This window comes from Corynebacterium sp. LK14 (genome assembly GCF_008042215.1).
GTDB classification, from domain to species: Bacteria; Actinomycetota; Actinomycetes; order Mycobacteriales; family Mycobacteriaceae; genus Corynebacterium; species Corynebacterium striatum.
This window is the reverse complement of record NZ_NOVQ01000019.1, coordinates 25,266-45,838: the sequence shown is the minus strand read 5'-3', so window position 1 is coordinate 45,838 and position 20,573 is coordinate 25,266. Positions and strand designations below refer to the sequence as shown.

The window sequence follows — 20,573 nt, the reverse complement described above, 5'->3', positions numbered from 1 at the left end:
CCCGCGAGGGGGCCTTTTCTGCATCTTCTGGCAAATACCCAGCCCTGGAAACACAGACCTGCTGGTGGCGATCCCGCGAGAACAAACGGGATGCTTGTACGACCACGGGGTCTTGTCTTTCAGGGCTGGGTATTTGCGTTCCGGCAGCGAAGCGCGGCGCCGCAAGCCCGGGATGTCGCGTGCTTAGTAGGGGGCTACGGAAGAGCGGTGGGCGTCGATATTTAGCGTCTCGTTGATAGCAGGGAAAGCGCGCTGTGCGCAGTTCGCACGCGGGCAGGTTCGGCAGCCATTGCCAATTGGTGTTGCTGCAGAGAGGTCGCCTAAATCAAGCCCCTCGGCGTACACCGTGCGGTCTGCGTGGCGAGCTTCGCATCCTAAGCCAATAGCGAAGAGCTTATTCGTATCGCCATAGCGGCCCTGGTGATGCTGCACCGAACGAGAGATCCACAAGTAATTACGGCCATCGGGCATCTGGGCCACTTGGCGGGAGATTACGCCGGGTTTAGAGAAGGTCTCGTAAATATTCCACAACGGGCAGGTGCCGCCAGAGTTGGAAAAGTGAACGCCCGTGGCCGATTGGCGCTTGGACATGTTTCCCGCACGGTCAACGCGCACAAAAGTAAAAGGAATGCCTCGCTTGTTTGGGCGCTGGAGGGTGGAAAGACGAGACGCAACCGTCTCGTAGCCCACGCCGAAGACCTGGCACAAGTACTCAAGGTCGTATCCAGATTGCTCGGCCTCTGCATGGATAGTCGTGTATGGCAGGATGGTGGCCGCTGCGAAGTAGCTGGCGATGCCGCGCTTAGCCAAGTTACGTGAGGCCTCTGAGGTGAAGGGCTCTTCGTCGACGAGGGCGTCGATAAGCGAGCCGGCTTCTAGGAACCCTAGTTCCGCCGCCATACGGAATGCACGCTGGCCTTCAGTAAGGCGGCTGGCGAGACGGAACGTTCCCTCTTCGGAATCAAAGCGGTGCAGCGTTCCGTCCATCTGGGGTGTGGTGAGGATCTCCACCCCGTGCTTTTCGTTGAGGCGCGCGGCTAGGGCGGCCTCTGTGTCACGGATGCGGAACTGGGAAACGTTGAGCTTGGAGGCAAGGGCCTCGGCGTGTAGATCAAGCTCGTCAAGATAGTTCTGGCGAGCGTAGAAGAAGTCGCGGACTTCGTCGTGCGGCATGGATAAGGCTTGGGTGCCAGCAGTGCGCCGGCTATCGGTAGCCAGTGAGAGCTTGTCGCGCACATTGCGATAGCGACGGTGGATGTCCACGAGGGTTCGTGCCACCGTGGGGTGGTTATAGACCAATTCAGAGAGCTCCTGGAGCTCAACGGGGGAGGGGCAGAGCTCCTTGTCTTGAATTACGTCTTGGATTTCCGCGAGGAGGCGTGAATCGTCGTCGCGTGAGAAGAACGTGGCGTCGACACCGAAGACTTCCGTTATTCGGAGTAAGACAGGTACCGTTAATGGGCGAACATCGTGTTCGATTTGATTCACGTAGCTGGCCGAAAGGCCTAGTGTAGCTGCTAGGGAAGCTTGGCTAAGGTCCCTTTCGCGCCGCAGTTGGCGAAGGCGCGAACCCACGTATGTCTTGCTCATGTGAGAAAGGTTACCGGCGCAGGCCCGGTCGTAACAGGATTTTTGCAAAGTTTGTGTGAAGCTTCTTAACGACCCTGCGACTGGGGGTATTTTGCGTGGGGTGTGGGTGGTGTGACTCCTGCGAAAGTTTGACACCTAAAGGGGTAACCCTGTCACTTGAATCGTCGCCTGTGATCAACCTCATAAATTGCTGGGAATTTCGCAACGTCCGTATTGCGTAAAGGGCAGCATGCAAGGTAAACGGCTTTTCGAAAGTTAGTTTTTAGGCGATCCTTACCTAAAGAAATTTCTACGGAATGCTTAGTGGCACTTTGGCGGGCTAAAGAAGGCCCAAATTGACTAGTTGCCAGCGAATAAGGCTGCGTAAGGTAAAAGCGACTATGGAGGTGTCATGTCTGTAAAAAATCCTGACCGTGAAGCGCTCGCTCACGGCCGTATCACTAATGAAGCAATTCGTACCAAGCCTTCCGTTCCCACCTGGGCACTGAAGCTCACCATGGCCGTTACGGGCCTGTTCTTTGCGCTCTTCGTTGTTGGCCACATGGCCGGCAACCTGAAGCTTTACTTGCCGGCTCACGACGGCGATGAGGCGCTGGACATCTACGGCGAATTCCTGCGTGGACTCGGCGAGCCGCTGATTCCGCATGGCCACATGCTGTGGATCATCCGCATCGTCCTTCTCGCCTGCGTTATCGCCCACATCTACGGCGCATTTGCCCTGACTGCCCGTTCTAAGCAGTCCCGCGGTAAGTTCAAGCGCACCAATCTCATGGGTGGCCTGGATTCCTTTGCCACCAAGACCATGCTGGTCACCGGCGCTGTCCTGCTGCTGTTCATCATCTTCCACCTGCTGGATCTGACGATGGGCGTGCAGCCGGTTGCCCCTGAGGCATTCGTCCACGGTGAGGTTAAGGCAAACATGATTGCCACCTTCAGCCGCTGGCCTGTCACCATCTTCTACGTGCTGGCAATGTGCTGCCTGTTCCTGCATCTGACCCACGGCATCCGTCTGGCTGCTTCTGACCTGGGTATCACCGGTGCAAAGTGGCGTCAGGTCTTCGTGATCCTGGCCTATGTCATTCCGGCAGTCGTTTGCATCGCAAACATCGTTATGCCGCTGTCCATTGCCCTGGGTTGGGTCAGCTAAAGGAGCTTTTGAATATGTCTAACACTGAACTCAAGCGCGAACACCCAACGTTCTCGCACCCGACGTCGATTGTTCCTGGCGTCACCGCTGGCCGAATTCTGGAGTCCCACGAGCCACACGGCGTCCCAATGAAGGACATGTGGAGCTACCAGAAAGACCACATGGAGCTGGTCTCCCCGCTGAACCGCCGCAAGTTCGAGATCGTTGTTGTTGGTACCGGTCTGGCGGCCGGTTCCGCAGCTGCCGCCCTCGGCGAGCTGGGCTACAACGTCAAGGTCTTCACCTACCATGACTCCCCACGTCGTGCGCACTCCATTGCTGCACAGGGTGGCGTTAACTCTTCCCGCCACAAGAAGGTGGACAACGACTCCGCTTACCGCCACACCAAGGACACCGTGAAGGGCGGCGACTACCGTTGCCGCGAGTCCGACTGCTGGCGCCTGGCTTACGAGTCCGTCCGCGTTATCGACCACATGAACGCCATTGGTGCGCCGTTCGCCCGTGAGTACGGCGGCACCCTGGCTACCCGCTCCTTCGGTGGTGTGCAGGTCTCCCGTACGTACTACACCCGTGGTCAAACAGGTCAGCAGCTGCAGCTGTCCACCACCTCGGCGCTGTACCGCCAGATCGGTCTGGGCAACGTGGAGCTCTTTGCTCACCATGACATGCAGGACATCATCACCTACAACGACAATGGTGTGAAGCGGGCAGGTGGCATCGTCACCCGTAACCTCATCACCGGCGAGCTGAAGGCCTTCACCGGCCACGCAGTTATCCTCGGTACCGGCGGTTACGGCAACGTCTACCACATGTCTACGCTGGCCAAGAACTCCAACGCTGGCGCCATGATGCGTGCCTACGAGCAGGGTGCATACCTTGCTTCCCCGGCATTCATCCAGTTCCACCCGACGGGTCTTCCGGTCAACTCTGAGTGGCAGTCCAAGACCATTCTGATGTCTGAGTCCCTGCGTAACGACGGCCGCATCTGGTCCCCGATCAAGGAAGGCGACGACCGCCCCGCCAACGACATTCCGGAGGAGGAGCGCGACTACTTCTTGGAGCGTCGCTACCCGGCCTTCGGCAACCTGGTTCCGCGTGACGTTGCTTCCCGTGCGATCTCTCAGCAGATCAACAAGGGCCTCGGCGTCGGACCGCTGCACAACTCCGTTTACCTGGACTTCCGTGACGCTATCCAGCGCCTCGGCAAGGACAAGATCCGTGAGCGTTACTCCAACCTCATCGAGATGTACGAAGAGGCAATCGGCGAGTCCGCATACGAGACTCCAATGCGTATCGCACCGACCTGCCACTTCACTATGGGTGGCCTGTGGACCGACTTCAACGAGATGACCGCTATCGACGGCCTGTTCGCCGCCGGTGAGTGCTCTTGGACCTACCACGGTGCGAACCGCCTGGGCGCTAACTCCTTGCTGTCCGCATCCGTCGACGGCTGGTTCACCCTGCCGTTCACCATCCCGAACTACTTGGCCCACCACCTCGGTGAGGCCAAGCTGGCTGAGGATTCCGCAGAGGCAGCACAGGCTATTGCACGCGCACAGTCCCGCATCGACCGCCTCATGAGCGTTCGCGGCGAGAACCCGCACGGCCCGGCTTACTACCACCGCCAGCTTGGCGAGATTCTGTACTGGGGCTGCGGCGTTTCCCGTAACGTCGAGGACCTTAAGGTTGCTATCGACAAGGTTCGCGCGCTGCGCGAGGAGTTCTGGGCAAACGTCCGCATCACCGGCAACGCCAACGACATGAACCAGGTTCTCGAGTACGGTCTGCGCGTTGCTGACTACATCGACCTCGGCGAGCTCATGTGTGTTGACGCTCTGGACCGCGATGAGTCCTGTGGTGCGCACTTCCGCGACGACCACCTCTCTGAGGATGGCGAGGCTGAGCGTGATGATGAGAACTGGTGCTTCGTTTCCGCCTGGGAGCCGGGTGCAAACGCTGGCGAATTCATCCGCCACGCAGAGCCTCTGTACTTTGATTCGATCCCGCTGATGACAAGGAACTACAAGTAATGAAACTGACACTTGAGATCTGGCGTCAAGCCGGACCGACGCAAGAAGGCAAGTTCGAGACCATTCAGGTCGCTGACGCCGCCGAGCAGATGTCCATCCTGGAGCTGCTGGACCACGTCAATGATGGTCTGATCGAGGCCGGCAACGAGCCTTTCGCATTCGCCTCTGACTGCCGTGAGGGCATCTGTGGTACCTGTGGCCTGCTGGTTAACGGCCGTCCGCACGGCCCTGGCCAGAACACCCCGGCCTGCCAGCAGCGCCTGTTCCAGTTCAAGGATGGCGACACCATCAAGCTGGAGCCATTCCGCTCCGCTGCATACCCCGTCATCAAGGACATGATCGTGGACCGCTCCAAGCTGGACCACGTCATGGAGCAGGGTGGCTACGTATCCATGGACGCCGGTACCGCACCGGACGCAGATACTCTGCACCTCAACCACGAGACTGCTGAGTACTCCCTCGACCACGCTGCCTGCATCGGCTGCGGTGCCTGTGTGGCATCCTGCCCGAACGGTGCAGCACACCTGTTCACGGGTGCCAAGCTGGTTCACCTCTCCCTCATGCCGCTGGGCAAGGAAGAGCGTGGCCGCCGCGCCCGCAACATGGTCGACGACCTTGAGCAGAACTTCGGTCACTGCTCCCTTTACGGTGAGTGCGCTGACGTCTGCCCGGCAGGCGTCCCACTGACCGCCGTGTCCGCAGTTACCCGCGAACGTGCACGTGCTGCTTTCCGCGGCAAGGACGACTAAGATATAGTTATTCACAGGAATAACAGGAACGAGAGAAAGTTTCAGCTATGAGCGACAACACCCATGCAGTTGCTGATCACGCAAGTGAGACCTACCCGGAGTTCTCCGGCAAGATCCAGGACTCTTACATTGAGGGATACGACCCAGTATCCTTCGGCGCACCGCACTCTTCTTTGCTGCGCACCTCCACCTGGGTCGGCATGGGCCTGGTCCTTTCTCTGCTGCCGGCAGCCGGCACCCTGATTTGGGGCCTCGGCGCTGATGCCTTCCCGTACGGCGCGGGCCAGGAGAGCTCCAAGATGTCCATCATCGTCGGTGCTGTCCTGCTCGTCGTCATGGCTGTCGCTTGCGTTGGTCTCATCCACTACGGTCGTCGTTACTACCGTCAGTATCGTTCTGAGACCGGTCGTATCAACTAGTTTCTGTGCATCGGACGCCCCCGCAGCCCTCGTGGTGCGGGGGCTTCGTTAGTCTCTAGGGACATAACAGGGTTAGTCTCTAGGTTCGACCAAGGAGTACCAATGACCATCGCCGTCCCAGGCCCCAACCCAGCCGACGTCGCCGAGCGCCGCCGCACCCTGCGCAAGTACCAGTGGGGCGTCACCGGCCTGCTTATCCTCGCCGCAGTCATCTTCTTCGCGTGCTCCTGGTGGCAGCACCACAACCCCGACGCCCCGACGTGGGTGGGCTATGTGCGCGCGGGCGCCGAGGCTGGCATGGTCGGCGGTCTCGCGGACTGGTTCGCGGTAACCGCCATCTTCCGCTACCCCATGGGCATCCCGATCCCGCACACCGCGCTGATTCCCAGGAAGAAGGACCAGGTAGGCGAGGCACTGAGTACCTTCGTAGAGGAACAGTTCCTCACCCCGGATGCGCTCTCGGCGAAGATCTCGGAGAACAACATCCCTGAGAAGGCCGGCGCCTGGCTATCCCAGCCGCGCAATGCGGAGCTCGCCGCGCACAAGGCCGCAGAAATGGCCTCCCGCGCCGTCAACAGCTTTGACCACGCCGAGGCCGAGGAACTCATCCGCACCCAGATCCTCGACCGCATGATGGAGCCCGAATGGGGTCCGCCGGTCGGGCGTTTGCTCGAGGGCTACATCGCCGATGGCAAAGCAGAGCCGCTTGTCGACGACCTCATCGACTGGGCCCATGGCAAAGTACTGACCATGGAGGATGCCGTCATCGAGCTCGTCGATGAAAAGATGCCCGCCTGGCTGCCTCGTTTTGCCCGCGGCATGGCAGGCGACAAGGTCTATGTGGCCATCGTTGAGTGGGCCTCCGAGGTCAAGTACGACAAGAACCACGATGTGCGCCAAGCTATCCGCCGAAACCTCGCTCTGTTCGCGCAGAAGCTCCAAGACGATCCCGAGATGGTCGCTCGCGTCGAAGGCATCAAGCAAGAGATGATGAACTCCGAGCAGGTCCAAGCCATGCCGGGGGCGGCGTGGGAGGCCTTTAGGAGCGGCGTCGCCAAGCAGGCGGCGGATCCCGAGTCCTTCTTGCGCACGAAGATCGCCACCGAAGCCCAGCGTTTCGGCACGCGCGTGCAAACGGACCCGAAGTTTTTGCAGCAGGCCAATGACATCGTGGACAAGGCCGCGCGCTGGGCCGCCGAGAACTTCGCCGGCGACATCATCAGCATCATCCCAGAGACCATCAAGCGCTGGGACGCCACGGAAGCCTCCGAAAACATTGAGCTTTTGGTAGGAAAAGACCTGCAATTCATCCGCCTCAATGGCACGGTCGTGGGAACGCTGGCAGGATTGGTTATCTATACCGTCAACCATCTAGTTTTTGGAGCCTAAGGGCCTTAGAAGGAGAACACCATGGACAACTCATTCCTCGAATCACTGAAAACCGCCGGTGCCTCCAGCGCTGAGGTGGCAAAGAACTTTGGCAACCGGTTCAAGGAGGAGCGCCAGCAGCAGGCACAGCAAGCGAAAGCCGAGCGCGTCGCCCGCGCAGCCGACGTCCCAGGGGCCGCAGAGGGGGAGAAGTCTTTCATCGACAAGGTGACCGAAACCGTCCGCGAGCTGGGCGAGACCGTCGTTAGCGCCGCAAATGAGACCTTCGAATCCGAGTCCTTCGCGCGCGCCCGTCAGGACGTCACCGCCGCCTTTGAAGAAGGCCGCGAGGGCGTGACCGAGGCTATCTCCAATGCGAAGGAAAAGCGCGCCACCCCAAACAAGGCTGCCGAGACTGCGCCGCAGGCCCCGCAGGATGAGAGCATCGTCGAAGGTGAGGTCGTCGACGACGACAATTCCAACCCCTTCGGTTCCGCCAGCTAGACTGTCCTAACGTATGAACACTGCATTTTATATTCTCGCAAACATGGAGCACTGGATCTTCATGGCCGTTTCAATCTTCGCGATCGTGGGCGCCGTCCTGGCCGCCACGACCCGCGAAGACGCATTCCGTGCCGGAGACCGCCAGGGCAAGTGGACGTGGGTGGGCCTGCTGGTGGGCTCCGCAGTGGCGATGAACCTGCACTTGCCGTTCATCGAGTGGATCGGCGCCGTGGTGACCGGTGTGTACTGGTTTGATGTCCGCCCCCAGCTCAAGGCCATTATCAATGGCGACTACAGCTATTAAAAATGCGCAACCTGCTTGAAGCAACAATCGCAGACGTACGCGAAGCGGCGCAGTATGACAGCGCCCTTCTCGTCTCGCCCACGCACGTGCTCGCCGCTGCACAGGCGCCGCACGTAGCCACCGTGGCGGGCTATCCCACCGGCCGCCACCACAGCCTCATCAAGGCCTCCGAGGCGCGCCTTGCGGTGCAATCCGGTGCGGCGGAGGTGTGGGTTGCGGTTGACGCATTGCTTGGCGACGCCACCGCCCTCCTCACCGATCTCATCACCGTGCGCGAGGCCTGCCCGCAGCCAGTCGCATTGGGGCTCATCGTCCCATCTAGCGAGCATGCGGCCGCCGCGGCACGCGCGGCAGCCCAGGCGGGCTTTGACAAGCTCATCTATGCCACGCAGGAACACCTCGCTGAAGTCGAAACCCAGATAGCACGAGAGCCGGCAGGTGTACTGCCGGCTCTCGTGTGGCCTACCGCTTAGGCCGGCTCTCGTGTGGCCTACCGCCTAGGCCGCGGATTCGCTATCCCCGCGCAGGGGCGCTCTGGCCGCCCGCGGTCACAGCGCCCAGCTTGCTCATCGGAACGTCTTTGCCCACGATGGTCATTTCCAGCTCACCGTCTGCCACGTCAACTGCTTCGACGCTAAGCCCCTCGCCAATGAACTGGTCCTTCATGCCCTCCTGCAAGGCGGAGGAGATGGCCCCGGTAGCCTCCTGCGGCAACTCAAAGCCGAGCAGGGAAGCGTTCTTTGCTTCGATGGACAGGCCTCCGTCGCGTGCGACAGGCTCCAGCGCCAGGTTGGCCAAGCCATTAGCGAACTCGACGTTGAGGACGTTATCAGCGTCGTTAGCCGTGATGTCAGAGACCGCTAGGTTCGCTATCTGATCGCTACCTGACTTCTCCGCGATGGCCTTCTGGAAGGTGGCCAGCAGGAAATCGTCCGGAACCTTGGTCGAAGCACGCAACGAGCCGGCTACCGGGTCATCAGAGAGCGTCATGTCCTCGATGTGGATATTGGTGGCCGGCTGGCCCTTGATCTCGGTGCCCTCGATCTTCAGCGTGGACGGCGTGGTCATGTTCATCTCAGAAAGCTTGCCGCGCAGCATGCCAATCACCAGCGGGGTAGCGCCGAAGCTGACGTCCGGCTCCTCCTGAGTCTCAACGCCTTCGTCCTTGGCTGCCTGCACGAATTGGTCTTTCATCTGGTTTCCCATGAACCAGCGCAGGCCGAATTCCGCCACCAACACGAGAATGAGGAATGTGACGAGCACCCCGATGAGGATTTTCCATGCTAGTGAAGTCTTCTTTTTAGCCATGCCTACTAGTGTTACTCATGTGGCGGCAGATAGCCAATGCGGGTGGGGCCTTCACAGCTTCGGCGCAACGACTTCCCAGTCAACGCTCAAAACATTGTCGCGAAGTCGGCGCCGGATCGGGTGGAGGGGAAGCCCGGCGTCGATAAGCGATTGGTGCGCCATGCGCCATCGCACGCGTGGTCCATGCGGCGCCCAGCCCGCCGAGTACTCCCAGGCGCGGTCAGCCTCCTTGAGAAGGTCGTGGATGGGCTCGCCTGGCACATTGCAGTGGATGAGCGCCTTGGGCAGGCGCTCGGCCAAATCCGAAGGCTTCTCCACAGCAAACGGGTCCCATGAGAGCGTCAGAGACTGCGGCCCGTCCGCGTTTAACAGAATCCAGGTAGAAAGCCGACCCAGCTCATCGCAGGTGCCCTCGATGAAGAATCCGCCCGGGGCCAAGCGCGAGGTAACCTCGTGCCAGGCTTCCGGAACCTGGGCGACGTCGTACTGGCGCAACACGTTGAACGCGCGAACGAGCTGCGGACGATAGCCCGCCAGTTCGAATCCACCCAGCTCGAACGTCACGCCGTCGCGCGGCGGTAGCACGCGCTCCGGCGCAATCTCCAGGCCGGTCACCTGCACGCGCGGATTCACCCGGCGCAGCCAGCCCGCCCACTCCACGGTGGTGAAATGGGACGCGCCATAGCCGACGTCGAGAGCCAGCGGCTCCTCCACGGACCGCAGCAAAGCCGTGATGGCGGGGTGCGCGGCGACCCACCTGTCGCAGCGACGAAGCCTGTTTTGATTGGTGGTGCCGCGGGTAATAACGCCGAAAGGCCGACCCGCACTCGCGCTTGCGCGCAGGTTATGTGCGTGATCGGCCATTTCTGTTAAAAGTAGCGTTTAGAGGTTGTCAGCGATCCACTGCTCGGTCAACTTGCCCTCGTTATTGAAGAGCTCACCTAGGGCATCGGCAACCTTCGGCTCGATGGCAGCGCCCATCATCGGGATCTTCACGGAGATCTCGTTGACGTAGGACAGGGTGGTGGTATCACCCTCGCCGGTCAGGGCGATGTCGCCGCCGAAGTCAACAGGGGTGCCCTTGACGTCAGCGGTGTACTTGACGTCGGCAGCGTTGCCGTTGAGGTCACCGATGGTGACGACGCGCTTGACCTTGAGGTCCTGGGAAACCATGGCGCGGACAGCTTCAGGCAGCAGGGTGGTTGGCAGCACCTCGAAGAGGATGGCTACGTTGTTGGTGAAATCATGAACCTGGCCCGGATCCGGAGAAAGGTTAGCAACAATGTGCTCCCAGTAACCCTGCGTGAGCAACGCCTGGTGAACCTTTTCGATGGGCTGATTGATCGTTACGGTGTTTTCGCTACGGGTTGACATGCTTTACAGACTACCTTGGTAGACGTGCTTGATGAATTTATGACCCAGAAGCTGCAAGAGATCACGGGCGTGACGGTGGAACATGAGACCACTTTCAAGGACCTGACCACCCTGCGCATTGGCGGCTCGCCGCGGGCCACGGTGCACTGCGAGACCGCGGAGGCTGCAGTGGCGGCGCTGCGCGTGCTCGAGGAAGTCCCGTACCTCGTTGTGGGGGGCGGCTCAAACCTCGTGGTCGCAGAGGGCGAGCTTGAGCAGGTTGTGGTGCGCCTCGACTTCGATGACATCGACGTCTCCGTGGCCAGCGGTTTGGTCCGCGCGGATGCAGGCGCTACTTGGGACGACGTCGTTTCGATGACCGTGGAATGCGGCCTGGGCGGCATCGAGTGCCTGTCCGGCATTCCGGGCGACGCCGGTGCCGTTCCCGTCCAGAACGTGGGCGCGTATGGTGCCGAGACCTCCGACGTCCTCACGCAGGTCTACCTCTACGATCGCGCGACCGGCGAGGCCTCCTGGGTGCCCGCCGCGGCGCTGGAGCTGGCGTATCGCTACTCCAACCTGAAGTTCACCGGCCGCGGCGTGGTGCTGGCCATCGAGCTGCAGCTGACCACCGATGGCCTGTCCAAGCCGTTGCGCTTTGGCCAGCTCACGCAGACCCCAGGCGAGCGCCGGCCCGTGGCTGAGGTCCGCGAGCAGGTCCTTTCGCTGCGTCGGTCCAAGGGCATGGTGCTTGACGACGCCGACCACGACACCTGGTCCGCAGGCTCCTTCTTCACCAACCCCATCGTGGACTCTGCGGTTGCCGATAGCATCCAGGAAATCGTGCGCACCGAACGCGGCGCCGAGGACGCAGACCGCATGCCGCGCCACGCAGTCCACGCAGGCTCGGACGGCGAGGAAATAAAGCTCTCGGCCGCCTGGCTCATCGAGCGCGCCGGGTTCGCAAAGGGCTACCCAGGTGCTGGTCCAGCTACCTTGTCCACGAAGCACACTCTCGCGCTGACCAACCGCGGGACCGCGACGGCTGCCGATGTGGTGGCGCTGGCCCGCGAGATCCGCGCGGGCGTCGCCAAGCGCTTCGGCGTGGAGCTCGTGCCGGAGCCGGTCTGGATTGGGGTATCCATCTAGAACGTACCGCTGTGTGTAAATAGGCCTCCCAATTGCGCGAATTGACGGGCCTATTTACATTGAGAGGTATCCGCATGCTTGGGGGAGCACGCACACTTGGGGGGAGTAGAGGATGCTGCAACCAATTCGGGGGAAACACTCGCGCACTATCGATCGCCTCGTGGCGAAGGGCAAAGCCGTGCGCATCACGCCGGGCCTGGCGTTGCCGCGCCAACCCACCCCGCGCGAACTCGCGGGGATTTTGAACGAGCGCTATCCCGGCACCGTGCTGGATGGAGGCTCGGCCATGGCCGCTTATACCGAGCGCAAGCTGGAGTTTCCGCTGCAGCTCATGGCGGCACGTCACGCTCGCACCTGTGAGTATTTCACCACGCGGCGCGCCACCCCCAAGGGCCCATATATGGTCAACGGCCTAAACGCGTGCAATCCGCTGCAAGCGCTAGAGGTTGTGGAAGAAGACAAAGCCATCGAGTTCTTGGAGCGCTTCTGTAACGGCAAGGATGGCCACCAACGGCTGGCCTTTTATAAGGAGGATTTTCAGCGCTTTCCCGCGCGCACGCGGCGGATTATGCAGCGTAGCGTCATCGGCAGTGATAGCAAATACGAGCGTCTTCTCACCCAAGCCCTTGCCGATGCCTGCCTCACAGTGGCCAACAACCAACGCATCGGGCCGTATTACTGGGATATCGTGCTGGCCAAGGAGAAGGTCGCAATCGAGATAGATGGTTACGAGTACCACAAAGGTGAGCGCATCCAGCGTTTCGAGCTGGACCGCCAGAAGCTCAACGACGCGGTGCAGCGCGGGTGGAAGCCGCTGCATTTCACGGCGGGGATGATTGAGCATCATCTGCAGGTTGCCGTCGACCAGGTTATCGCCGTGGCCTGCGGGGGAGGGCAGTTTCTGCCGCCAGCGTGGAAGTGGCATTACTATTTCCGCTACGAGAACGCGCGGTGGTGAGTGCTGTGCTCTAGGCACCGTACTTCTGTGTGTATTTAGCGCAGGAAATCGGGCCGGTTTAAGGGGGCTATTTACACAGGGAGGTACACGCACACGAGGGAAGCAGCTACGGTGGTGTCCATGATCGCGCTTGGCTGTACCTCAATGACTCCGCACTCCTATCCCAATTCCCCGCGTCGCGCCGAGATGGTCGATGTCCTGCGTGGCGCGGCGGAGGCAGGCGTAGAGCTTTTCGACACCTCTGAAATCCAGGGGCCCTTCACGGGCGAAGAAATGCTTGGCGACGCCCTGGGCAACCGCGCCCGCGTCCTCACCAAGTTCGGATGGGAGATTAAGGAAGGAAAGCCCACCGGCGCTTTGAACTCGCGCCCGGAGGTTATTCGCGCGAGCGCCCATGGTTCGTTACGCCGGCTAAAACGGGAGCGCTTGGACGTGTATATGCAGCACCGCGTGGACCAAGACGTGCCCATTGAGGACGTAGCGGGCACAGTAAAAGAACTTATCGATGCAGGTGACGTGGCCGCTTTCGGGCTGTGCGAGGCAAGCCCGGAGACCATTCGTCGCGCGCACAAGGTCTGCCCGGTGAAGTATCTGGAGTATGAATACTCCATCTTTAGCCGCGACGTAGAAGAAGAAATCATCCCGCTAGCCCGCGAGTTGGGCGCGGAGTTTATGGCCTATTCACCGCTGGCGAAGGGGCTTTTGGCAGGCCGCAGCGAGCCAGATGATGATTCTTCCTCGCCGCGTTTGCACTCTGCGAACTTCGCGGCCAACAAGCAGCTGGCGCAGGAGGTGGCGGCAGCAGTGCCCGGCCGCAACGTTTCCGAGATAGCGCTGGGCTGGTTGCTGTCCAAGGACGTGGTGCCGATTGCCGGTTCGACGAACCTCGCACGGATCAAAGAAAACCTCGCAGTCACTGCGCTGAGCGCGCAGGAGTGCGAGGCCATTGACGAGGTACTAAGCCGAAAGCCCGTGCAGGGCGCGCGGTTGACGCAACTGCACGAAGGCTTCGTGGATAAGGGCCGTAGATAAGGCCCGCGGATAAAGATTAAGCCATAGCCTCGAGCCACTCGTCCTTGTGCGCGAGGTACTCGCGGGCAGCGGCCTGTGCGCCCTCAAGACAGTGGCTGGCGCCCCAGCCGCACTGGCGTTCGTTGGCGGCCGGAACCTCGGTGGCGTTGAGGATATCGTTGAGACCGTGCTCGAGTGCGTTGAGCAGCTCGTCCTGCTCCATGTTGTACGTAATGGCGTAGAAGCCGGTCTGGCAGCCCATCGGTGCGAAGCCGATGAGCTTATCCGTGTAGTCACGCATAAAGTTGGCCATCATGTGCTCAATGGAGTGCACCGTAGGCATCTCTAGGTGCTCCTCGTTGGGCTGGCAAAAACGCAGGTCATACTTGATGATCTCCACGTCGTCGCTGAGGCGCTCGCGTTTGGCCACGCGTACGTACGGGGCCTTGACCAGGCGGTGGTCGAGTTCAAAGGATTCCACGTTGCTCTTTGTCATGGGATCGAGTCTATCGTTCGACTTCCGCGAAGCCCGATTTAAAGTCCCAGTCCCGGGGCGATGGCCTGCGACCACGCCTTCGGCAGTTGATGCTCGAAGAACTCATAAGAGTGCGAGCCGTAGTTCTCGCGTGCGTAGGTGATGTCCACGCCGGCGGCGCGGGCCTTGGCCACGAACTGATCCGTCATGGGGCGCGAGACTGTCTCGGCGAGCATCTCCTGGAAGTCGTCGACGTCGTACGGATCCTTTGTCATGGGCGTGCCGTTTCCGGTGGTCACCCACACCTTGATGCCGCGCAGGCGCTCCGGGTGCGCGGACGGATCGTTGTCATCCCACGCCGGGTCATCCGACCAGCCGAAGGCGTTAACGAGGTCGCCGCCCAGGCGCGCGGTCATGACCGTGTTAAACGCTCGGCCGATGACGGACGATGGCGCCGGGTACGGCGAGAAACCCAGAGCGGCGGAGAATTTACCGTTCGACTTTGCCGCGATGTTGAGCGCCGCCGAGCCCGACATGGACAAGCCCGCGATGGCGGAGCGTCCGTCGCCGTGGAACTCATGCTCCATGACGTAGGGAAGCTCCTGCGAGTAGTACGTCACCCACTTGTTCATGCCGAATTCCTTGTCCGTGCGGCGCCAGTCCGCGAACTGGGAGCCCCGGCCACCGACGGCGGAGACAACGTTGACCGGCTTGTCCGCAAAGAAGTCCTCATAGTTGGTCTGGGTGTACCAGGTGGAGCCGAACTCGCCACCCTCGGAGCCCTGCATGAGGTAGACCGTCGGGCGCGGTCCGTCAACAGAAGGCTTCAAGTAGTAATTCGTGATGACGCGGTCCATCGACGGCGAGTAGATGTCGATTTGGTAGACGTTCTTTTCGATGTGTCGGGTCTCGACCAAGCGCGCGCCCGAGCCATCCGTGGTCGGGACATTTGTACCGTCCACCTTGGGCAGCACCGTTGAGGAGCCTTGCGGGAATTGCGAAGGCTCAAATCCCGGGGCGAGTCCAGACAGGACTTCCGAAGGCGCGAAGTTCGAGGACTGTGCGAGCGCCGGGGCGGCGGTCGACGCAGCAAGGAGCACAGTAGCGCAGGCTGCAGCCGCGCGGGAGAAAGTAAGAGGCATGGCAACGAATGTAGCCGGTGGCGGGGTTCTTTCCTAATGGCAGCATAGCAACATTACCAAAGTTAACTTTAAATTCCATCCGGAATGGGAAGAAAACTAAAGTTAACTTTAAATTGTTGTCGCCATTGGTGAAAATCTGAACTAAACTTTAAGTCATGACTCGCGCACATGAACTTCGCACCCGCAAGGACTACCTGCAGACATTGGTGGATTGGGACGCGGATCCGGCGACTAAGGGTATGGTGAGAGTAATAAGTGGTGTGCGACGTTCGGGAAAGTCGTCTCTACTGGAGCTTTATAAGCAACACGTTGGTTCTGAAAAGGTCGTTTCTGTCAACTTTGAGGATTTTTCCACTCTGGGGCTTCGTGAAGCCCAGCGGTTTCACGAGGAAATGACGGCACGAATTGCAGCAACGGGGGCGACGCATCTTCATGTGGATGAGGTTCAGGAGCTCGACGATTGGTCACAGGTTATTAACTCGCTGCGGCTTCACGAGAATCTCACCATCACGGTGACGGGTTCGAATGCTTCCATGTTCGTGGGCGAGGGACTTACATACCTAGCTGGGCGTTATATACAGCTGGAGATGTTTCCTCTTTCGCTTCATGAGTACTCCTCTTTCGCTCCGGAAGCTCCTTCTCAGCCTTCGGCTCGTTACGCGGAATGGATGCGCGGTACGTTGCCAGCCGCGGCGCAAGCAGGATCTCCGAAAATCCGACCGGAGATCAACAACGCCATTTTCGACTCTATTTTCGCGCGCGACATTGCACTGCGAGGTGCAATTAAAGATCCTGACATCTTCATGAGGGTCGCGAGATTCGTATTCGATAATGTGGGCTCGCAGCTGTCGGCACACAAGATTGCCAATTACCTGACATCTGCGGGCGCAAAAACGACGCAACCAACGGTGGAGCGGTACCTCGGTCTTTTGATCGATGCGCACATGCTCTATCGCTGTGACCGCTTTGATGTCCGTGGGAAAGCACATCTCAAAGGCGGTGCCAAGTATTATTTTGTCGACCCAGGACTGCGTGACGTGTTACTTGGAGCGAACTCGTCGAATGCCGGGCACGATCTGGAAAATATGGTCTATCTCGAGCTGCTTCGGCGGGGGTTCTCGGTTGCAGTTGGAAATGCGCCGCAGGGAGAAGTCGACTTCGTGGTGACGCGGGATAAGGAACGCTATTATGTGCAGGTCGCGCTCACGGCCTTGGATGATAAGACGCTGCATCGGGAGCTGTCTTCCTTCCGTGGCCTGCCCGCTGGCAGCCATTGCATTCTCCTCACATTCGATGCAATGCCTCTGAACACTGGAGAGGTAGTACATCTCCATGCCGCTGATTTCCTCGACGGCGCCCCGTTGCGTTAGGCCAGCAGGTCCCTAATCGCCGCTGCATCGAGCGCTGCCCCGCCGGTCGCGGAACCGGTGGGCTCGAGGAAGGCGCTGGACAGCGCGCGCTTGGTGTCCTGGAGGGCGACGACCTTGTCCTCGATGGTGTTCGCGGAGACCAGCCGATAGACCGTGACGGGCTGCGTCTGGCCAATGCGGTGGGCGCGGTCGATGGCCTGGGCCTCCGCTGCCGGATTCCACCATGGGTCAGCGACGATGACGTAGTCCGCCTGCGTGAGGTTGAGGCCCACGCCGCCGGCCTTCAAGCTAATGAGGAAGACCTGCGTGTTACCTTCCGTGAACGCGCGGATCGCGGCGTCGCGGTCGCGCGTGCCGCCGTCGAGGTAGGAGAAGGAGACTCCCTCGGCCTCGAGGCGGGCACGAATCTCCGCGAGGTAGCTCGTGAACTGACTGAAGATGAGTACGCGGTGTTCCTCGGCTAGGATGTCGCGCAGGAGCCCCGTCATCGCGTCGAGCTTGGAGCTGGGTGCACCGGACTCGGGTTCCACGAGCGTCGGCGAAATCGCGAGCTGGCGCAGACGGGTGAGCGCGGCGAGCACCTCGACGCGGTTGGACTCGGGATCCTCGGTGAGCAGGTGAAGCACGCGCTGGCGCTCGCGGGCGAGGTGCACGTCGTACAGGTTGCGGTGCGCGGGCGCGAGCTCCACCGGCACGACCTGCTCTTGGATGGGCGGCAGGTCGAGCGCGACGTCAGCTTTGCGCCGACGCAGCAGGAACGGCTCGACGCGGCGGCGCAGCTCCGCCATGCGCGTCTTGGACAGCTCTGTGTCGTTGCCTGCGATGGGCTTTTCGAAACGTTCACGGAACTGCTGGAAGCTCCCCAACAAACCGGGCGCGGCGAGGGAGAATTGGCTCCATGCGTCTTTGAGCGAGTTCTCAATCGGTGTACCCGTCACCGCGTAGAGCACCGGCGCCTGCAGGTCGCGCACCGCTGCGTAGATCTTGGATGTCGGGTTCTTCACGTTCTGTGCCTCGTCGAGAACCACGCCCGCCACGCCCAATGCCTGGTACTCGGATGCCTCGAGACGCAGAAGCGTATACGAGGTGACGAGCACATCCGCAGACTCCGTCAGAGATGCCAGAGAATCCTGGCGTCGTTTCACCGTCGCTTCCACCACCGCCACCCGCAGTGACGGCGCGAATTTCGCGGCCTCGGCCTTCCAGTTGGAAACCACGGACGTCGGCGCCACGACCAACCAGGGACCGGCGCCAGAATCGAGGATCATCGACAAAATCTGGATGGTCTTGCCCAAGCCCATGTCGTCAGCCAACACGCCGCCGAATCCACGCCGCCGCAGGCTTGCCAGCCAGCGGAAACCGTCTTCCTGGTATGGGCGCAGCGTCGCGTCCAACGCAGCCGGCACGTCGAACGAGGGCAGCTCCGTGTGCGCTGCTGCCACGACCTTGTCGAGCCACGCGCGCTCATCGACCTGGAGCGCGTCGAGCTCGCCCAGCTGCTCCCACCAGTCCACGCGCGTCTTCGGCACGCGGACGGCGTTGCGGCGGGCGTCGGAAAGCCCCTGCGCGTCCTCGAGGAGCTGCGCGAACTTATCGAACTGCGGGGAGTCGAGGTGTGCGTAGTGCCCGTTCACGATGAGGATGCGCGCCTGCGAACGCAGCGCTCGGATGACCTCCGCGAGCGGCACGCCCTGCCCGTCGACACGGACTTCCATCGACAAGTCGAGCCAGTCCTTGTCCTGGCCCTTGAGTCCCGCGTGGAGATCGATGGACTCGGCCGCCTCCAGCCCGAGGAGCTCCCGCGCGCCGGGCGACAACCGTGCATCGACATCCGCGGCTTCCAGCTGCGGCAGCGTCTCATGCAGGAATTCCATGAGTTCTGCGCCGATCATCTCGCGGTCCGTGAGGTTGAAGCCTTCCAGGCCCGCCAGCAGCTCGCTTTCCGATTCCCCGTTGCGCGTCGGGTCCGCTTCCGTCCCCAGCGCGTACGTGCGCCCGTTGGAGTAGGCGAAGCGGAACTCGACGGCCCCGCGCAACAGGTGGGCCGTGGCCGTGACAAACGCCCGCACCACGGGCGGTGCCGGTGGCGTGGGCACAAACGACTCGTCCGGACTGCTCCACCCGGTTGCACGCAGTCGCGGCAGGAACTTCTCTTCGAATTCGGCGCGGCCCTCCGGCGGCACCGTGATGGGGCGGCGGGCTTCCCGTAGGCGCTGCCATTCCGCTGGTGCGCGGTGCCGGAAGCGTCCCAGGTTCAGGTACCCGTCATCATCGAACCATGCCGCACCGCGCGCCTCATATCCCAGAATGAGTGGGGGATGGTCGCCGGACTCTACGATCGCGGCGTCCATGCGCAGCCCCTCATCATTCTCGGTGACGTACACGGTTGGGGTGAGCGGCTCTTCATGGAGGATGACGAGCCCTCCGTCTGCCGTGGTGAGCTCGATGCCGTGCTCCTGGGCTTCGTCGAGAAGCGCAAAGAACTTGGGACTGCGGAGACTCCGCAATGACTGAGGCTGGCTATGAATGTCGTAAGAACCAGCCTCGGAAAGAATTTCAATGAGTCGGTCGCGGTCTCGTTCTGCGACGGGATGACCGGTGCCGTTCTGCAGCTTAGTCAGCGTCATGTCAGAGCTCACCCACCCGCGTCCGTTTTTACGCGGTCGGCCGCCGGTGACGCTGAGGTTGCGCAGCACCGCATGATCCCCCACAACGTCAAAGTCGGTCTCGAAGACCACCGCGACTGGCGTGGCGGCCGAGGACTCTGCGGATTCCACAGGCAGGTATTCCTCTAACAATTCCTGCCACGTCGGCTCGCGTCGTACAGGCCGGCGGCGCCGTTCCCACCCCAGTACTTCGCTGAGCACCTCCTGTGTTTCGCGGAAGCTGTCCGTGCGCTCCACAAGGTGGTCAACAAACTCGCCGAACGCGCCCAACGGCTCGCGCTTGCCTATCTCGCGATAGTCAAGGTGGTGCTTGAGCGCCAGCGCCACCGCATGCTTGCACCGCTCGCCATATGGGCACGCGCACCACGAGTTAAATGCCGTGACCACACCGTCGGTGCCCAGCGTGTAGTCGACCGTGACGAAGTACTCGTCCCCACGCGACCCGGTGCAATAGCCCGACACCTTGGCGCCCTCGCCTCGGGCAGCCTCGACGGACTCGATGCGCGCGGCATTCTGCGTGGCCAGCGCAACCCCGCGCTGGACGACCCGCGGGTCTACGAAGTTATTGAGTGTCTCGGTCCTCATACCGCACATGCTACGGGAGGGTGCCGACACGAGGTCGCTGACGGCGAAAGCGCTGCTAATTCATGGGGCGAGCGATGTGCCTATCTAACGCTAGAGAGAGCTGCGGGTTGCTCAAAATGCACCACCAGCCCGCGGCATAACTGCTCATCATGCCGGCCGTGCTCCAGCGGTCCCGCGAGCTGCTGGGTACCGAATCCATGCAGCGGATGAGCTGCTCCTCGGCGGGACTCGTGGGATGAATGACCCGATAGCCGGCATTGATATTGATAAACATGGACGCGCCCGCATAGGAGTCGATGACCTCGGTGAGGCTTGTCGAGGACAGTGCAGGCAGCGGTGTAGCTTCTTGAGCGGACGCCGTAGTCGGGGCGAGCGCCGCGAGGGCAAGGAATGAGGCGGCGGCGGCCTGGGCGAGCCGTGCCGAGCAAGTGAGAGCAGACATTCT

20 protein-coding genes are annotated in these 20,573 nt (G+C 61.2%); 12 read left to right on the top strand and 8 right to left on the bottom strand.

Annotation, left to right across the window (positions count from 1 at the left end; all coding sequences use genetic code 11):
* Nucleotides 1-183: 183 nt before the first annotated feature.
* A complete protein-coding gene (gene ramB / locus CHU71_RS11965) occupies nucleotides 184-1,590 on the bottom strand; it encodes an acetate metabolism transcriptional regulator RamB (protein WP_046645691.1) in 1,407 nt (468 codons plus the stop codon).
* A gap of 391 nt (nucleotides 1,591-1,981) precedes the next feature.
* On the opposite strand from ramB, the gene CHU71_RS11960 reads away from it, so the two are divergent.
* The 8 genes from CHU71_RS11960 to CHU71_RS11925 all read left to right on the top strand — a co-directional run bounded on the left by CHU71_RS11960 (nucleotide 1,982) and on the right by CHU71_RS11925 (nucleotide 8,584).
* On the top strand, nucleotides 1,982-2,737 hold the full coding sequence (locus tag CHU71_RS11960; protein WP_100087997.1) for a succinate dehydrogenase cytochrome b subunit: 756 nt from the start codon (nucleotides 1,982-1,984) through the stop codon (nucleotides 2,735-2,737).
* A 14-nt stretch (nucleotides 2,738-2,751) separates the two neighbouring features.
* Nucleotides 2,752-4,767, top strand: coding sequence for a fumarate reductase/succinate dehydrogenase flavoprotein subunit (locus CHU71_RS11955; RefSeq protein WP_034657443.1), 2,016 nt, complete (start codon nucleotides 2,752-2,754; stop codon nucleotides 4,765-4,767).
* Nucleotides 4,767-5,516, top strand: coding sequence for a succinate dehydrogenase/fumarate reductase iron-sulfur subunit (locus CHU71_RS11950; RefSeq protein WP_046645690.1), 750 nt, complete (start codon nucleotides 4,767-4,769; stop codon nucleotides 5,514-5,516). The genes CHU71_RS11955 and CHU71_RS11950 overlap by 1 nt, the downstream gene beginning before the upstream one ends.
* Nucleotides 5,517-5,563: 47 nt before the next feature.
* On the top strand, nucleotides 5,564-5,935 hold the full coding sequence (locus tag CHU71_RS11945; protein WP_147761186.1) for a hypothetical protein: 372 nt from the start codon (nucleotides 5,564-5,566) through the stop codon (nucleotides 5,933-5,935).
* Nucleotides 5,936-6,037: 102 nt separating this feature from the next.
* Nucleotides 6,038-7,324, top strand: a complete 1,287-nt coding sequence (locus CHU71_RS11940; protein ID WP_100087998.1) for a DUF445 domain-containing protein — start codon at nucleotides 6,038-6,040, stop codon at nucleotides 7,322-7,324.
* A gap of 21 nt (nucleotides 7,325-7,345) precedes the next feature.
* Nucleotides 7,346-7,807: a hypothetical protein gene (locus CHU71_RS11935; protein WP_100087999.1), complete on the top strand. Its 462-nt coding sequence runs from the start codon at nucleotides 7,346-7,348 to the stop codon at nucleotides 7,805-7,807.
* A gap of 13 nt (nucleotides 7,808-7,820) precedes the next feature.
* Nucleotides 7,821-8,111 carry a DUF2516 family protein gene (locus tag CHU71_RS11930; RefSeq protein WP_100088000.1) on the top strand — a complete coding sequence of 97 codons (291 nt, stop codon included), beginning with the start codon at nucleotides 7,821-7,823 and terminating at the stop codon, nucleotides 8,109-8,111.
* 2 nt (nucleotides 8,112-8,113) lie between these two features.
* Nucleotides 8,114-8,584: a deoxyribose-phosphate aldolase gene (locus tag CHU71_RS11925; RefSeq protein WP_110092688.1), complete on the top strand. Its 471-nt coding sequence runs from the start codon at nucleotides 8,114-8,116 to the stop codon at nucleotides 8,582-8,584.
* Nucleotides 8,585-8,624: 40 nt separating this feature from the next.
* Here CHU71_RS11925 and CHU71_RS11920 read toward each other — a convergent pair whose 3' ends face one another.
* The 3 genes from CHU71_RS11920 to CHU71_RS11910 are packed head-to-tail and all read right to left on the bottom strand — an operon-like array spanning nucleotide 8,625 to nucleotide 10,793.
* Complete coding sequence (locus CHU71_RS11920) at nucleotides 8,625-9,419, bottom strand: DUF2993 domain-containing protein (RefSeq protein WP_147761185.1); 795 nt, start codon at nucleotides 9,417-9,419, stop codon at nucleotides 8,625-8,627.
* Between the two features lie 51 nt (nucleotides 9,420-9,470).
* Nucleotides 9,471-10,283, bottom strand: coding sequence for a class I SAM-dependent methyltransferase (locus tag CHU71_RS11915; RefSeq protein WP_049146117.1), 813 nt, complete (start codon nucleotides 10,281-10,283; stop codon nucleotides 9,471-9,473).
* Between the two features lie 18 nt (nucleotides 10,284-10,301).
* Nucleotides 10,302-10,793, bottom strand: coding sequence for a DUF2505 domain-containing protein (locus tag CHU71_RS11910; protein WP_005531167.1), 492 nt, complete (start codon nucleotides 10,791-10,793; stop codon nucleotides 10,302-10,304).
* A 24-nt stretch (nucleotides 10,794-10,817) separates the two neighbouring features.
* Here CHU71_RS11910 and CHU71_RS11905 point away from each other — a divergent pair, with 24 nt between their 5' ends.
* The 3 genes from CHU71_RS11905 (at nucleotide 10,818) to CHU71_RS11895 (ending at nucleotide 13,911) form a co-directional block, all read left to right on the top strand.
* Nucleotides 10,818-11,921 carry a UDP-N-acetylmuramate dehydrogenase gene (locus CHU71_RS11905; RefSeq protein ID WP_147761184.1) on the top strand — a complete coding sequence of 368 codons (1,104 nt, stop codon included), beginning with the start codon at nucleotides 10,818-10,820 and terminating at the stop codon, nucleotides 11,919-11,921.
* A gap of 112 nt (nucleotides 11,922-12,033) precedes the next feature.
* Nucleotides 12,034-12,879, top strand: a complete 846-nt coding sequence (locus tag CHU71_RS11900; RefSeq protein ID WP_147761183.1) for a hypothetical protein — start codon at nucleotides 12,034-12,036, stop codon at nucleotides 12,877-12,879.
* A 120-nt stretch (nucleotides 12,880-12,999) separates the two neighbouring features.
* Complete coding sequence (locus CHU71_RS11895; RefSeq protein ID WP_239298795.1) at nucleotides 13,000-13,911, top strand: aldo/keto reductase; 912 nt, start codon at nucleotides 13,000-13,002, stop codon at nucleotides 13,909-13,911.
* A 16-nt stretch (nucleotides 13,912-13,927) separates the two neighbouring features.
* Here CHU71_RS11895 and CHU71_RS11890 read toward each other — a convergent pair whose 3' ends face one another.
* Both CHU71_RS11890 and CHU71_RS11885 read right to left on the bottom strand, forming a co-directional pair.
* Nucleotides 13,928-14,386, bottom strand: coding sequence for an S-ribosylhomocysteine lyase (locus CHU71_RS11890; RefSeq protein WP_147761181.1), 459 nt, complete (start codon nucleotides 14,384-14,386; stop codon nucleotides 13,928-13,930).
* Between the two features lie 38 nt (nucleotides 14,387-14,424).
* Nucleotides 14,425-15,507 carry an alpha/beta hydrolase family protein gene (locus tag CHU71_RS11885; protein ID WP_147761180.1) on the bottom strand — a complete coding sequence of 361 codons (1,083 nt, stop codon included), beginning with the start codon at nucleotides 15,505-15,507 and terminating at the stop codon, nucleotides 14,425-14,427.
* Nucleotides 15,508-15,662: 155 nt separating this feature from the next.
* Here CHU71_RS11885 and CHU71_RS11880 point away from each other — a divergent pair, with 155 nt between their 5' ends.
* Nucleotides 15,663-16,877: an ATP-binding protein gene (locus tag CHU71_RS11880; RefSeq protein ID WP_147761179.1), complete on the top strand. Its 1,215-nt coding sequence runs from the start codon at nucleotides 15,663-15,665 to the stop codon at nucleotides 16,875-16,877.
* On the opposite strand, the gene CHU71_RS11875 is transcribed toward CHU71_RS11880, so the two are convergent.
* On the bottom strand, nucleotides 16,874-20,128 hold the full coding sequence (locus tag CHU71_RS11875; protein ID WP_187272090.1) for a DEAD/DEAH box helicase: 3,255 nt from the start codon (nucleotides 20,126-20,128) through the stop codon (nucleotides 16,874-16,876). The two genes, CHU71_RS11880 and CHU71_RS11875, sit on opposite strands and share 4 nt — an antisense overlap.
* Before the next feature lie 55 nt (nucleotides 20,129-20,183).
* Nucleotides 20,184-20,570, bottom strand: a complete 387-nt coding sequence (locus CHU71_RS11870; protein WP_046645680.1) for a hypothetical protein — start codon at nucleotides 20,568-20,570, stop codon at nucleotides 20,184-20,186.
* Between the last annotated feature and the right edge of the window lie 3 nt (nucleotides 20,571-20,573).